Below are 14,253 nucleotides of genomic sequence, written 5' to 3' on the forward strand. Positions count from 1 at the left end.
GTGCTCCGTACCGCTCTCTTCCGGGGGCGACCCACGGGACATTCGGAGCCACCGCGGATCCGGATGGGACGGATGCGAAGATGCCTCGTGACCTCGTGGCAACCAGGGTGGGAGAGCTTCCCGCCATCGCTCCTCGAGTTCTGGCGTGAGCGTCACCTGTGCACCCTGACCACGCTGCGGCGCGACGGCCGCCCGCACGTCACTCCCGTCGGCGTGGCGCTGGACCTGGAGCGGCGGTGCGCCTGGGTGATCACCTCCGAGCGCTCGCTCAAGGCCGTGCACGCATCGACCGACCCGCGGGTGGCTGCCTGCCAGGTGGACGGCAGGAGGTGGTCCACCTTGGAGGGCACGGCCGAGATCCGGACCGACCCCGAGTCGGTGCGGCGGGCCGAGGAGCAGTACGCCGTGCGCTACCGGACGCCACGTCCGAACCCGTCACGGGTGGCGCTGCGGATCGAGGTGCAGCGGTTCCTGGTGTCGGCGAGCCTGCAACCCTCCGGCGAGGGCTCAGCCGGGCAGGGGCAGGCGGGCGCGTAGCCACCGCACGGTGCCGGCAGTCACCCCGCGCGCCTTGGGCCGCTCCGCGAGCGGGGCGACGAGGAGCGCCGCGTCGTCGGGCAGCATCCACTTGATCTCGTGGTAGACCCGCGAGAGCGTCTCGTCGCTCTCGACGAGCAGCAGCCCCGGGCCGGCCTCGACGACCTCGCGCCACGGACCGGGCGAGGCCAGCACAGCCTCGACGCCCGCCGCGTCCTCGAGCCACACCAGGCAGACAGCCATCAGGAGCTCAACCGCAGGGTGCGCCCTCGCAGCACGGACGGATGTAGCCGCACCCGTCACAGCGCTCGTGCGAGGTCTCCCAGCGCATCAGGGTGTCGCAGTTGGGGCAGGGCTCGGTCAGGTCAGCCACGGTCCGAGCCTAGGACCGCCGTCGCGCGGTTCCCGGCCGACACGGCGCAGAGGACCGTGCCCGCCGCCAGGGCGACCGTGACGAGCGCCAGCATCCGGTAGCCCGCCAGGTCGACGACCAGGCCGGCCAGGCCGCCGGCGACGGCGGCGGTCAGGCCCATGACCAGGTCGGAGGTGCCCTGGACGTCGGTGCGCGCCTCGAGCGGCGCGTGCTCGGCCACCATCGTGGACGCCGAGACCATCGACAGCGACCAGCCGACGCCGAGCAGGAACAGCCCGCTCGTCACCTGCCACGACATCCCGTCCGGCGACGCCGCGCACAGCGCGAGCGACACGGCCAGCACCACTCCCCCGGACGCCAGCACCGGCGGCCGGCCGACGCGGTCGGCGAGCACGCCGACCAACGGAGCGAACGCGAACATCCCCAGCACGTGGATGCTGATCACGATGCCGATGATCTCGAGCTCGGCGCCGCCGTGCTCCATGTGCAGCGGCGTCATCACCATGACCGAGATCATCGTGGCGTGCGCGAGCGCCAGGCCCGCGATGGCGTAGCCGAGCACCGGCCGCTCCTCCACCGCGGCCCGGGCGCGCGACCAGGAGCTCCCGGACGGCAGCTCCGCGACGACGCGCTCCCCCGCGGCGGAGCCACGGGCCACGAGCAGCGGGTCCGGCCGGAGGAGTACGCCGACCGCGCCAGCGGCGACCAGCATCCCGATCGCCCCGAGCGCGAACGGCCCGGTCAGCCGCGGGATCGACAGCGCGTCCGCGAACGAGCCGGCCGGCCCGGTGAGGTTGGGTCCGGCGACCGCGCCGATCGTGGTGGCCCACACGACGAGCGAGAGCGACCGCGCCCGCGTGGCGTCGGTCGCGAGGTCGGTGGCGGCGTACCGCGCCGCGTTGTTCGCCGCCGTGGTGGCACCCAGCAGGACCGCGCCGACGAGCAGCAGCGGCATCGACCCGGCCACGCCGGCGAGCACGGCGAGCACGCCGCCACCGGCACCGAGCAGGTAGCCGGTGACCAACCCGATCCGGCGCCCGCGCCGGCCCATCAGGGAAGCCAGCAGGAACGCGGTGACGGCGGCCCCGAGCACCTGCGCGGTCTGCGCCAGCCCGGAGAGCGCCTCGGATCCGGAAAGGTCGCGGGCGAGCAGTGACGCGGTGGCGATGCCGATGGTGATGCCGACGGCTCCGACGGCCTGGGTGAGCACGAGCACCCGGACGGTGCGGCGTTGGATCGCCGCGACGTCCTGCGTCATCTCTCGCTCAGGGGGAGCTCGAGCATCTGCCACACCGCCCGCCACACCTGCTTGGGCGGAACACCCGCGTCCAGAGCCTCCTGCGCCGTGCGGTGGTCGAGCTCGCCGATGACGGTCCGGTCTGCCCAGACCCGTGCGTAGGCGGGGCCGAGGTGCCGCTCCATCCGCTCCCAGAACTCCGTGTGCCTCATGCCTCGGTCAGGCCCCGCCGCGGTCGGCGGCGTGCACCCAGCGCACGTCCCACAGGTGGTGCACGACGTCGTGCAGGTGGTAGCGCCCGAGGCTCTCGACGGTGAAGGTGCTCCCGTTGCTGCGGGTGCCGGTCCGCTCCCAGGCGGCGCCCTCGACCGCGTCGTACGCCGCCGCGACCCGCTCGGCCTCCTCGAGCAGCTCGGGCCCGACCTGGGCCGGCGCCAGCAGGTCGTAGCGCTCGGCGAGGGCCGTCTCGTCCTGGTCCCAGTTGGCGAACCTCGGGCCGTCCTCGGCCAGCATCAGCGTCACCCGCCCGGCGAAGACCCGGTGCACGTCGCGCACGTGCGCGGCGTACTCCGTCGGCGACCAGACCGTCGGCTCCGGTCGCTCGGCGGCCTGCGGGGCGGCCAGCACCTGCTGCCACTCCTCGGCGTTGCCGCGGATCTCGGCACCGATGGCCGACCGATCGACCGCGGACGCCTCGAAGCCGCAGTCGGGGCACGGCTGCTCGAGGACCCAGGTCCAGTCCTTGGTGTCGGGCTCGATCGGCGCTGCGTCGCTCATGCCGACCATCCTGACAACCGTCGCCGACGTACCCCAGGGATTTCCCGGCCAGCGAACGCCGAACGGGCGCCAACGCGGGCCGGGGCGGGGCCGGGCGCTGCTGTGACTCCGTGTTACAGGGCGGTCGCCGCCCCGCTGCGCTCGCCGCCCACCCATACCGCGGCGACCAGCGGCACGCCCGGCCGGTAGGCGAGGTGGACGTGGGTGGGGGCGTCGAGCACGACGAGGTCGGCGCGGGAGCCGACGGCGATCGTGCCGACGTCGTCGCGGCCGAGCGCGGCCGCTCCCCCGGCGGTCGCGGCGTGGACGGCCTCGGCGGGCGTCATCCGCATCTCCCGTACGGCGAGGGCGACGCAGAGCGGCATCGAGGAGGTGTAGCAGGAGCCCGGGTTGCAGTCGGAGGCCAGCGCGACGCGGACGCCGGCGTCGAGCAGCCGGCGCGCGTCCGGGTAGGGCTGGCGGGTCGAGAACTCCACGCCCGGCAGCAGCGTCGCGATCGTGCCGGAGCCGCTCAGCGCCTCGACGTCCTCGTCGGCCAGGAAAGTGCAGTGGTCCACGGCGGTCAGCCCGAGCTCGCAGGCGAGCCGTACGCCGGGCCCCGGGCCGAGCTGGTTGGCGTGCAGCCGCCCGCGCAAGCCGGCGGCCCCGCCTGCCTCGAGCACCGCACGCGCCTGGTCGTCGTCGAAGGCGCCGGTCTCGCAGAAGGCGTCGATCCAGCGCGCGTACGGCGCCGCGGCCGCCAGCATCTCGCCGGTCACCAGGTCGACGTACCCGGCCACGTCGTCGGCGTACTCCGGCGGCACGACGTGCGCCCCGAGGAACGTGGTGTCGTCGGTGAAGTCGCTCGCGACCCGCAGCGACCGCGTCTCGTCCGCGACGGTCAGGCCGTAGCCGGACTTGATCTCCACGGTCGTCGTGCCCTGCCGCCGCATCTCGGCGACGTGCCGGTCGACGTTGGCGGCGAGCTCGGCGTCGGAGGCCGCGCGGGTGGCGGCGACGGTACGGCGGATGCCGCCTGCCGCGTAGGACTCCCCCGCCATCCGCGCCGCGAACTCGTCGGCGCGGTCGCCGGCGAAGACCAGGTGGCTGTGGCTGTCGACGAACCCGGGCAGCACCGCGCGCCCCCCGATGTCGACCCGCTCGTCGGCGGCCGGCGCCTCGCCGGCGGGCCCGGTCCATGCGACCAGGCCGTCCTCGACCACCAGGGCTGCGTCGTGCCGCAACCCGAGGAGGTCGGGCGCGGCGGGGTCGTTCGTGGCCAGCTCGCCGATGTTCGTGACCAGGGTGCTCATGCCCACAGCCTCCCGATCGCCGAGTCCAGCTCGCGCCCGATCTCCTCGTCGTCGTCCCTGGTGTACACGACCCTCCCGCCCGCGACGACCTGTCGGACGTCCTGGGCCGTGGCGGCGAAGACCGCGGTCTGCTCGTCGGCGCCGGTGCCGGCGGTGCGGGGCGAGGCCGTGTCGAGGGTGACCAGGTCGGCGAGGCCTCCGACCTCGATCCGTCCCGCGCCGTCGATGCCGATCGCCGCGTGGTTGGTGCCGACGTCGAGCAGCTCCGCCGCGGTCCAGTGCCCGCGCCGCTCGGTCGCGAGGCGCTCGTCCATCTCCAGGCCGCGCAGCTCCTCGAACGGGTCGACCACCGCCTGGCTGTCGCTCCCGATGCTGAGGGAGCAGCCGGCGTCGAGCAGCCGGCGGGCCGGCCCGATCCCGTCGGCGAGGTCCCGCTCGGTGGTCGGGGTGATGCAGACGCTCGTCCGGGACGTCCCGAGCAGCTCGATGTCGTCGTCGGTCAGGTGCGTGGCGTGCACGACGGTGGTGCCCGGACCGAGCAGGCTCTCGTCGTGCAGGAGGCGGGTCGGCGTGACGCCGTACGCCTCCAGGCAGGCCTCGTTCTCCGCGCGCTGCTCCGAGAGGTGCACGTGCAGCGGCGCCCGCCCGCGGAACACGTGCAGCTGGTCGCGCGGCACGGCGCGCACGGAGTGGATGGCGGCGGGGCCGGAGCCGGCTCGCCGGGCCCACGCCGCCGCGTCGCCGTCGCTGAAGCGGACCTGGATGCCCTCGGGCGGCTTGCCGAACCCGCTGCTGAGGTAGCAGGCGTCCATCAGGGACATCCGGATGCCGGCCTCCGCCGCCGCGTGCCGCAGGGCCGACTCCATGTCGTCCGGCGGGGCGTACGGCGTCCCGTCGGGCCGGTGGTGCACGTAGTGGAACTCGGCCACCGAGGTGTAGCCGGTGGCCACCATCTCCCGGTACGTCGCACGGGCGAGCGCGAAGTAGCTGTCCGGCTCGAGCCGCTCCGCGACGGCGTACATCCGCGTCCGCCAGGTCCAGAACGAGCCGCGCTCCTGCTGGGTCCGGCCGCGGAGCGCCCGGTGGAAGGCGTGGCTGTGCGCGTTGGCGAGGCCCGGCAGCGTGAGCCCGCGCACCGGCGTGGCGGTGCGGTCGGAGTCCACCTCGACGCTCGCGAACCGGCCGTCGGCGATCTCGACGCGGACGGTGTCGCGGACGGCGCCGTCGACCCAGGCCCGCTCGAGGAGGTAGGCGGTCACGCGGTCCCGCCCGGCTGGTCGAGGAGGCGGGTGCGGGTCTGCATGCCCCACACACGAAGACCCGGCCTCCCGCGTCCTACGACGCTCCACCTTGTACCGGGATCGCGGCAGATGCACCCGTCCACGACCCCAGATCCGCAGCGACGGACCCCAGAAATCTGCCTCATCGACCCGACATCACCTTCAGGAGGTCGCGCCGGCCCCGGATGCCGAGCTTGCGGTAGACCGACGACAGCTGGAACTCCACCGCCTTCACCGTCACGAACAGCTCGCCCGCGACCTCGCGGTTGGACAGCCCGGTGAGCACGAGCTCGGCGACGCGACGTTCGGCCGGTGACAGCTCGCCGAGCGGGTCCTGCTCGGGATCGGCCGGTACGCCGCAGCGCAGCAGCAGGTTCGCGGACCGGTCGGCGAGCGGGGCCATGCCCTCGGCGACCGCGCGGCCGTGCGCGAAGCGGGACAGCGCGACGGCCTCGTCACGGCCGCCGGCCGGGTCGTGGTCGAGCAGGTGCCCGGCCAGCCCCGCCGCGGCATAGGCGCGCTCCCGGGTCAGCCGCAGGTCGTCGGCCTCGGTCAGGCTCAGCGCCTCGCGCAGCAGCTCCTCCGGGTCCTCGAGGTCCAGCTCCGCGGCGACGAGCGCGGCACCGGCGGCGACCCGGGGGGCGCCCCACTGCCGCGTGATCTCCAGCTCCTCCGCGGCCAGGGCGCGGGCCTCGTCGTAGCGCCCCTGCAGCGCGCGCACCCGCGCGAGTCGTTGCCGCCAGGTCAGCAGCACCGGGTTGTCCGACTCCGCGACCAGCCGGGCCAGCCGGTCCAGGAGCTCGGCAGCCTCGTCGAACCGGCCGTCGACGAACGCGAGGTCGCTGAGCGCCGCGTAAGCGTAGGAGGCGATCGTCGTCCTCTCCTCGAGGAACGCCGCGAGCTCGGCGCCGAGCTCGCGCGCGGCAGCGAGCTGCCCGCGGACGAGGTAGGCCTCCACCAGGCCCTGCAGCAGCGCCGGGGTGTACGCCTCCCAGCCGAAGCGCCGGAGGTCCCGGCCGAGGGAGAGGTCGTCCAGCGCCGCCGACAGCGACCCCTGGCGGAGGTGGGTGTAGCCGCGGCAGTAGAGGGCGGTCGCCAGCGCGAGGGTGGAGCCCGCCGCCCGCGCGCCGTCGACGGCGCGGTCGAGCAGGTCGAGAGCGACGCGGTAGGCGTCGGTCCAGTCCAGGACACCGCTCACGACGTAGAGCGGCGCTCCGGTCGCCGTCTCCTCCTCGAAGAGCTTGCCGCCCGCCCAGGCCCGCGTCGCCAGCGCGCGGGCCTCGTCCGCGGAGCCCTGGCGGGCGAACACCAGCCCGGCGGCAGCGGCGCTCGCGATCAGCCGGTCGCCGTGGGTGTCGCTCTGCGGAGGCTGCGCCCGCAGCCGCTCGAGGAAGGCGCCGAGCTCGGGCGGGGCCTCGGCCAGGGCGAAGGAGCTCATCGAGATCCGCACCACCAGCCGCTTGCGGACCTCCTCGCCCTCCCCGGCCGGCAGCCGGTCGAGCCACGAGCGCCACAGCTCGACGGCCTCGCGGTGCCGTCCCGCATCGGTGAGCGCGTCGCCCGCCTCGGCCATCACGCCGGCCGCCGCCTCGGTCGTCGGGCTGCCCGCCGCGGCGCGGCGCCAGGTCCGGAGCGCGTCGTCGACATCCCCTGCGGCAGCCTGCGCCCGGGCGGCCTCGCGGAGCAGCGGGACGGGCGCCGGCCCGCCCGGACGGTCCACCTCCTCGACCGCCCGGAGGAAGTAGCGAGCGCCGAGGCGAGCCGCATCGCCGGCGACCGCCTGGCGGCCTAGTGCCGTGAACAGGTCGCGTACGTCGTCCCGCCCGGTCGCGGGGGTCTGCAGGAGGTGGCCCGCGATCTCCTCGTCCGGGGCGCCCGCCCGCTGGAGGGCCGCGGCCACGCGGCCGTGCAGCTCGGCCCGTCCGGCGGAGCCGAGGCCGTCGAGGAAGGCGTCGCCGACCAGCGCGTGGGCGACGGCGACCTCGTCGGGGTCCGCGCCGGTCCAGGTGAGCAGCTCGGCGTCCGCGAGCCGGTCGACGATCCGGAGCACCTCGTTCTCCGGGACCCGGGCGATGTCGGCCGCGATCGCCGGCGTGACGGGCCGTGCCACGACCGCCACGGCCCGCGCGACCTCGAGCGCGCCCTCGGGCATCCGGCTGACGATCGCGTGCACGATGTCGACCACGCCGCGCGGGGTGGCGTCGACACCGGAACGGCGGGCCTCGGCGAGCTCGTGCACGAAGAGCGGGATGCCCTCGCTCAGCCGCGCGATCTCCACCGCCTCCCCGGCCGGCAGGTCGGCGAGCAGCGTCGTCGCCGCGTGCGCCGACAGGGGCTGCAGCAGGTGACGGCGGGACCGGCGCCGTACGCGGGCGAGCTGCTCGGGCGCCGCCGAGCGCTCGCCGCTGCGCCGGCTCACGAGCACGAGCAGCGGGTGCGCGTCCACCGCCGCGGTGAGGTGGTCCAGCACCGCGAGCGAGGCGGGATCGGCCCAGTGCACGTCGTCGGCGACGAGCAGCAGCGGACCCGTGGTGCTGAGGTCCTCGATGACCCACTGCACGCCGTACACCAGCTCCGCCGGCGGCGCGGTGGCCTCGGCGACGGAGGCGCCGGGGCCGTCGAACGGCGGCTTCCCGATGCCGGAGCGGCGCAGGACCGGGCCGAACCAGTCGCGCACGACTCCCCCGGGGGCGGTCGAGGAGAGCGGGCTGCACCGTGCGACGAGCACCTCGTGCGGATCGCGACGGACCTCCTCGACGAAGGCGTTGATCACCGCGGTCTTCCCGATCCCGGCCGGACCCTCGAGGAGGTGCACGGACCCATGGCTCGACCCGGCGGCTGCCCAGGCGTCCCGGAGCGCCACCAGCACATCATCACGTTCGAGGAGCAGGCGCCGGTGCGGCACGGGCTCACCCTAGGGCGATTCACCGAGCGCCCGCATCAACAGGTCCGCGAGCGCGTCCACGCCGGCCACGCAGTCGCCCGCCTCGGCGTGCTCGTCCGGCGAGTGGGAGACGCCGGTCGGGTTGCGGACGAAGAGCATCGCGGTGGGGATGCCGGCGTCCTGCAGGATGCCCGCGTCGTGGCCCGCCTGGGTCGGGAGCACCGGCAGCCCGCCGCCGATGCGCTCCCGCAGCGCGTCGTCGAAGGACACCGCTGCGGACACCGACTCGGCGGTGACCTCGAGGGTCGTGCCGTCGCGGTCCGCCCGCTCGCCGGCGAGCTTCTCGATCGCGGTCACGAGCGACTCGAGGTCCGCCTCGGTCTCGGCGCGCGCGTCCAGCCAGCCGGTCACCCGGGACGGGACCGCGTTGGTGCCGTTCGGCGCGACCTCGACCCGGCCGAAGGTGGCCCGTTGGTCGGTCAGCCTGGCCTGCTTGTTCGCTGCCAGCGCGGTCATCGCGAAGGTCAGCATCGGGTCGGCACGGTCCGCCATCCGCGTCGTGCCGGCGTGGTCGGCCCGGCCGCGGACGTCGTACCGCCACCGGCCGTGCGGCCAGATCCCGCTCGCCATGCCGACCGGCGACTCGTGGTCGACCAGGCCCCTGCCCTGCTCGACGTGCAGCTCGACGAAGCACCCGACGCGGTCCAGCCACGGGGTGGGGTCGCCGCCGGCGACGACGTCGCCGAGGAGCACGCCGTCCCGGTCGGCCAGGGAGCGCGCGTCCTCCCAGCGGGCCGCGCCGGTCGCCAGCCGCGAGCCGAGGCAGGCCCGGCCGAAGCGGGAGCCCTCCTCCTCGACGAAGGCGGCGATCCCCAGCGCGCGGCCGGGCGTGACCCCGCGGTCGCGGAGCAGGTCGACGGCCGCAAAGGCCGAGACGACCCCCAGCGGGCCGTCGAACGCGCCGCCGTCGAGGACCGAGTCGAGGTGGGAGCCCGTGAGCACGGCGCCCCGCTGGTCGAGGTGGGAGCCCGTGAGCACGGCGCCCCGGTGGTCGAGGAGGTCGCCCTGGCGACCGTCACGAGACCCAGGGCTCCACCAGGCGACCAGGTTCCCGAACGGGTCCTCCTCGAGCGTCAGCCCGCGGGCGTCCGCCTGCTCGCGGAACCAGGCGCGGAGCTCCAGCTCGGCGCCCGCCCAGGGCTGCCGGAAGTAGCCGCCGGACGCCGACGACCGGCCGATCGGCGCGAGGTCGCGCCACATCGACTCGAACGTCATCAGCCCTCCTGCATCGGGATCCGGACGCCCCGCTCGGCGGCGACCTCGGCGGCGCGTTCGTAGCCCGCGTCGACGTGGCGGATCACGCCCATGCCGGGGTCGTTGGTGAGCACGCGCTCGATCTTGGCAGCCGCGAGGTCGGTGCCGTCGGCGACGGTGACCTGGCCGGCGTGGATGGATCGGCCGATGCCGACGCCGCCGCCGTGGTGGATCGACACCCAGGTCGCGCCGGACGCGGTGTTGACCAGCGCGTTGAGCAGCGCCCAGTCGGCGATCGCGTCGGAGCCGTCGAGCATCGCCTCGGTCTCGCGGTAGGGCGAGGCGACCGAGCCGCAGTCGAGGTGGTCGCGGCCGATCACGATCGGTGCCTTCAGCTCGCCGCTGGCGACCATCTCGTTGAACCTCAGGCCCGCGCGGTGGCGCTCGCCGTACCCGAGCCAGCAGATCCGCGCCGGGAGCCCCTGGAAGTGCACCCGCTCCGCGGCCATGTCGAGCCACTTGTGGAGCCGGGCGTACTCGGGCTTCTCCTCGGCCGGGAACAGCTCCTTGATCGCGCGGTCGGTCGCCGCGATGTCGGCCGGGTCACCGGACAGCGCCGCCCAGCGGAACGGGCCCTTGCCCTCGCAGAACAGCGGCCGGATGTACGCCGGCACGAAGCCCGGGAACTCGAACGACCGGTCGTAGCCGGCCTTCCGGGCCTCGTCGCGGATCGAGTTGCCGTAGTCGAAGACCTCGGCGCCGCGGTCCTGGAACTCGACCATCGCGCGGACGTGGACGGCCATCGACTCCTGGGCGCGCTTCGTGAACCCCCTCGGGTCGGCCTCGCGCTGCTCCTTCCACTCCTCGAACGGCACGCCGATCGGCAGGTAGTAGAGCGGGTCGTGCGCCGAGGTCTGGTCGGTGACGATGTCGATCGGAGCGTCCTGCTCCAGAAGGGCCGGCACCAGCTCGGCGGCGTTGCCGAGGACCCCGATGCTGAGCGGCTTCCGGGCGTCCCGGGCCTCGACGGCGAGCTCGAGCGCGTGGGCGAGGTCGCGGGCCTCGACGTCGAGGTAGCGGTGCTCGATCCGGCGGGTGATCCGCGACTGGTCGCACTCGACACAGATGACGACGCCGTCGTTCATGGTGACGGCGAGCGGCTGGGCGCCGCCCATGCCGCCGAGGCCGGCGGTGAGCGTGATGGTCCCGGCCAGCGTGCCGCCGAACCGCTTCGTCGCGACGGCCGCGAACGTCTCGAACGTCCCCTGCAGGATCCCCTGGGTGCCGATGTAGATCCACGAGCCGGCGGTCATCTGGCCGTACATGGTCAGCCCGAGGTCCTCGAGCCGGCGGAACTCCTCCCAGTTGGCCCAGTCGCCGACCAGGTTGGAATTCGCGATCAGCACCCGCGGCGCCCACTCGTGGGTGCGCATGACGCCGACCGGCTTGCCGCTCTGGACGAGCAGGGTCTCGTCGGCCTCGAGGTCGCGCAGCGTGCGGACGATGGCGTCGTAGGCCTCCCACGAGCGCGCCGCCTTGCCGGACCCGCCGTAGACGACGAGGTCCTCGGGGCGCTCGGCGACCTCGGGGTCGAGGTTGTTCATCAGCATCCGCAGCGGCGCCTCGGTCTGCCACGACTTCGCGGTCAGCCCGGTGCCGGTGGCGGCGTGGATCGGCAGCCGGTCGTTGGTCGAGCGGGTCGAATCCGTCATCGAAGATCTCCGATCACTGACCGGGCGGCGTCGACCACCGCACCGGACTGGACGAGCGAGACGGCCGTCTCGATCTCGGGTGAGAGGTGCCGGTCCGGGCCCGGACCGGCGATGCCGGCCTCGCGGAGCCGGCGTACGACGGCCGCGGTGGCCGGCGAGGGCTCGAGGGGCGACCGGAGGTCGAGGGCGCGGGCCGCGGTGAGCACCTCGACCGAGAGCACGCGGGCGAGCCCGTCGACCGAGCGCCGCAGCTTGCGGGCGGCCGACCAGCCCATCGAGACGTGGTCCTCCTGCATCGCGCTGGAGGGGATCGAGTCGACGCTGGCCGGCACCGCGAGCCGCTTGAGCTCGGAGACGATCGCGGCCTGGGTGTACTGCGCGATCATGTGGCCGCTGTCGACGCCCGGGTCGTCGGCGAGGAACGGCGGCAGCCCGTGGCTGCGGGACTTGTCGAGGAAGCGGTCCGTACGCCGCTCGCTGATCGAGGCCACGTCGGCCGCGGCGATGGCCAGGAAGTCGAGGACATAGGCGACGGGCGCGCCGTGGAAGTTCCCGTTGCTCTCCAGCCGCCCTTGCTCGGGCAGCACCACCGGGTTGTCGACCGCGCTGGCGAGCTCGCGACCGGCCACGGTGGCGGCGTGGGCGACGGTGTCACGCGCCGCGCCGTGGACCTGGGGGGAGCAGCGCAGCGAGTAGGCGTCCTGGACCCGGTTGCAGTCCGGGCCGCGGTGCGAGGCGACCACGCCGGAGTCGGCGAGGACCGCGACCAGGTTGGCGGCGGAGTCGCCCTGGCCGGGGTGCGGTCGCAGCGCCTGCAGCTCGGGGGCGAAGACCCGGTCGGTGCCGAGCTGGGCCTCGACCGACATCGCGGCGGCGATGTCGGCGGTCTGCAGGAGCCGGCGCAGGTCGGTGATCGCGAGCACGAGCATCCCGAGCATGCCGTCGGTGCCGTTGATCAGCGCCAGGCCCTCCTTCTCGGCGAGCTCGACCGGCGTCAGTCCGGCGGCGGCGAGCGCCTCGGCGGCCGGGACCAGACGGCCGTCCGGGTCGCGGACCTCGCCCTCCCCCATCAGCGCGAGCGCGCAGTGCGCGAGCGGCGCGAGGTCGCCGGAGCAGCCGAGCGACCCGTACTCCCTGACCACCGGCGTGATGCCGTGGGCCAGCAGCGCGGCGAGCAGCTCGGCGGTCTCGCGACGGACCCCGGTGTGGCCGGTCGCGAGGGTCGAGAGCCGGAGCAGCATCAGGCCGCGGACGACCTCGCGCTCCACCTCGGGACCGGAACCGGCGGCGTGCGAGCGGACCAGCGAGCGCTGCAGCTGGGTGCGGAGCTCGGGGGCGATGTGCCGGGTGGCGAGCGCGCCGAACCCGGTGGAGACGCCGTACGCCGGCGTGGGCGACGCGGCCAGCTCCTCCACGACGGCCCGCGCGCGGTCGATCGCCGACAGCGCCTCCTCGGTCAGCCGGACCGGCATGCCGTCCCGCGCGACCGCCACGACGTCGGCGAACGACAGCGGGCCGACGCCGACGTCGACGTACTTGTTCTCCATGAGGCTCATCCAACGCCGGGGCCGGCCCGGTCACCAGAGCGGATCTGTCTTTCGTGTCTCGGATACGAGACAGTGGACCGGTGAGCCAGGTTCCTGCCGCGACCCGCGCCCTGCGGGTGCTGCGCTACCTCGCCGCACAGCCCGAGCCGGTGCCGCTGGAGCGGATCGTGGCCGCGGTCGGGATGCCGCGGTCCTCGGCCTACCACCTGCTCGGAGCGATGGTCGCCGAGGGCTTCGTGGTGCACCTCGAGGACGAGCGGAGGTACGGCGTCGGGGTCGCGGCGTTCGAGGCGGGCAGCGGCTACGCGCGGCAGGCGCCGCTGCAGCGGATCGCGCGGCGGCCGCTCGCGGCGCTGGTGGACCAGGTGGGCCAGTCGGCGCACCTCGCGGTGCTGCACGGCCGGGACGTGCTCTACGTGGTGGAGGAGCGCGCGCCGGGCCGGCCGCCGCTGGTCACCGACGTCGGCGTACGTCTCCCGGCGCAGCTGACGGCGAGCGGCCGCGCGATCCTCGCCGAGCTGCCACCGGCCCAGGTGCGGGCGCTCTACCCCGACCGGGCCGCGTTCGTCGACCGCCACGGCACCGGACCGCGATCGCTCACGGCACTGAGGTCGGTGCTGGCCGAGACCCGGCGCCGCGGCCACGCCGACGAGAGCGGCGAGGTGACGCCCGGCTTCGAGTCCGTCGCGGCCGCGGTGCACGACCACAACGGGCACCCTGTCGCGGCGATCGCCGTCACCTACCCGGCAGGAGCCGACGTCGACCTGCCGCGCACGGTGCGGGCCGTGCGCCGTACGGCCGCCACCGTCAGCGGACGGCTCGGTGGAGCGCGCCCGACCGTCCCCGAAGCCCGCTAGTCCCGACCACGGCGCTCGATCCGGTCCAACCGCTCGTGCAGGCGCTCCAGCTGGGCGAGCACCTCCTCGAGGGTCGCCTCGGTCCGCTCCTCCTCGCGCTCGATCTCCCGCACCTCGCGGAGCACGTCGAGCTCGGCGAAGAACCAGGTGACGACCGTCGCGGTGATGACGCCGACGAGGGCCACCCCTGCCACCATCAGGAACCCGGCGACGACCCGCCCGAGGGTCGTGGTCGGGTGGTGGTCGCCGTACCCCACGGTCGTGATGGTCTCCATCGCCCACCAGACCGCGACGGGATAGCTGTGGATGTTGGAGTGCGGGCCGTCCCGCTCCACGAGCCACATCACCAGCGACGAGGAAGCGACGATCACCGTGATCACGGCGGTGATGGCGGCCACGATGCGCAGCTGGAACCGGCGGAAGCCCCACCGGCTGGCCACCCTGCGGTCCTCGTCCACGCACTCATGATGGCGGACCGCCGACGGGTGCCGTCGACCGGCCTT

General features: G+C 74.6%; 14 protein-coding genes. 2 read left to right on the forward strand and 12 right to left on the reverse strand.

What is annotated here, in order from left to right:
* The first annotated feature begins 87 nt into the window (after positions 1-87).
* A complete protein-coding gene (locus tag ABD709_RS05590) occupies positions 88-537 on the forward strand; it encodes a pyridoxamine 5'-phosphate oxidase family protein (protein WP_344773161.1) in 450 nt (149 codons plus the stop codon).
* On the opposite strand, the gene ABD709_RS05595 is transcribed toward ABD709_RS05590, so the two are convergent.
* The 11 genes from ABD709_RS05595 to hutH form a co-directional block, all read right to left on the reverse strand.
* A complete protein-coding gene (locus ABD709_RS05595; protein ID WP_344773163.1) occupies positions 508-780 on the reverse strand; it encodes a hypothetical protein in 273 nt (90 codons plus the stop codon). The two genes, ABD709_RS05590 and ABD709_RS05595, sit on opposite strands and share 30 nt — an antisense overlap.
* Before the next feature lie 7 nt (positions 781-787).
* On the reverse strand, positions 788-910 hold the full coding sequence (locus tag ABD709_RS05600; protein ID WP_344773165.1) for a hypothetical protein: 123 nt from the start codon (positions 908-910) through the stop codon (positions 788-790).
* Positions 903-2,168 carry an MFS transporter gene (locus tag ABD709_RS05605; RefSeq protein WP_344773167.1) on the reverse strand — a complete coding sequence of 422 codons (1,266 nt, stop codon included), beginning with the start codon at positions 2,166-2,168 and terminating at the stop codon, positions 903-905. Before ABD709_RS05605 ends, ABD709_RS05600 begins: the two co-directional genes overlap by 8 nt.
* Complete coding sequence (locus ABD709_RS05610; RefSeq protein ID WP_344773169.1) at positions 2,165-2,359, reverse strand: DUF3046 domain-containing protein; 195 nt, start codon at positions 2,357-2,359, stop codon at positions 2,165-2,167. Before ABD709_RS05610 ends, ABD709_RS05605 begins: the two co-directional genes overlap by 4 nt.
* A gap of 7 nt (positions 2,360-2,366) precedes the next feature.
* The gene (locus ABD709_RS05615) at positions 2,367-2,924 is read right to left on the reverse strand and encodes a DinB family protein (RefSeq protein WP_344773171.1); all 558 of its coding nucleotides are present in this window, start codon (positions 2,922-2,924) and stop codon (positions 2,367-2,369) included.
* Positions 2,925-3,037: 113 nt separating this feature from the next.
* A complete protein-coding gene (hutI, locus tag ABD709_RS05620; RefSeq protein ID WP_344773173.1) occupies positions 3,038-4,216 on the reverse strand; it encodes an imidazolonepropionase in 1,179 nt (392 codons plus the stop codon).
* Positions 4,213-5,475 carry a formimidoylglutamate deiminase gene (locus ABD709_RS05625; protein WP_344773175.1) on the reverse strand — a complete coding sequence of 421 codons (1,263 nt, stop codon included), beginning with the start codon at positions 5,473-5,475 and terminating at the stop codon, positions 4,213-4,215. The genes hutI and ABD709_RS05625 overlap by 4 nt, the downstream gene beginning before the upstream one ends.
* 163 nt (positions 5,476-5,638) lie before the next feature.
* A complete protein-coding gene (locus ABD709_RS05630; protein ID WP_344773177.1) occupies positions 5,639-8,401 on the reverse strand; it encodes a helix-turn-helix transcriptional regulator in 2,763 nt (920 codons plus the stop codon).
* A gap of 9 nt (positions 8,402-8,410) precedes the next feature.
* Positions 8,411-9,655: an allantoate amidohydrolase gene (locus tag ABD709_RS05635; RefSeq protein ID WP_344773179.1), complete on the reverse strand. Its 1,245-nt coding sequence runs from the start codon at positions 9,653-9,655 to the stop codon at positions 8,411-8,413.
* Complete coding sequence (hutU, locus tag ABD709_RS05640; protein WP_344773181.1) at positions 9,655-11,346, reverse strand: urocanate hydratase; 1,692 nt, start codon at positions 11,344-11,346, stop codon at positions 9,655-9,657. The genes ABD709_RS05635 and hutU overlap by 1 nt, the downstream gene beginning before the upstream one ends.
* Positions 11,343-12,893 carry a histidine ammonia-lyase gene (gene hutH / locus ABD709_RS05645; RefSeq protein WP_344773183.1) on the reverse strand — a complete coding sequence of 517 codons (1,551 nt, stop codon included), beginning with the start codon at positions 12,891-12,893 and terminating at the stop codon, positions 11,343-11,345. Before hutH ends, hutU begins: the two co-directional genes overlap by 4 nt.
* An 80-nt stretch (positions 12,894-12,973) precedes the next feature.
* Here hutH and ABD709_RS05650 point away from each other — a divergent pair, with 80 nt between their 5' ends.
* Positions 12,974-13,750 carry an IclR family transcriptional regulator gene (locus ABD709_RS05650; protein WP_344773185.1) on the forward strand — a complete coding sequence of 259 codons (777 nt, stop codon included), beginning with the start codon at positions 12,974-12,976 and terminating at the stop codon, positions 13,748-13,750.
* On the opposite strand, the gene ABD709_RS05655 is transcribed toward ABD709_RS05650, so the two are convergent.
* On the reverse strand, positions 13,747-14,208 hold the full coding sequence (locus ABD709_RS05655; protein WP_344773187.1) for a potassium channel family protein: 462 nt from the start codon (positions 14,206-14,208) through the stop codon (positions 13,747-13,749). The genes ABD709_RS05650 and ABD709_RS05655 overlap by 4 nt on opposite strands.
* Between the last annotated feature and the right edge of the window lie 45 nt (positions 14,209-14,253).

This window comes from Nocardioides panacisoli (assembly GCF_039537325.1).
In the GTDB taxonomy this organism is placed as follows: Bacteria; Actinomycetota; Actinomycetes; order Propionibacteriales; family Nocardioidaceae; genus Nocardioides; species Nocardioides panacisoli.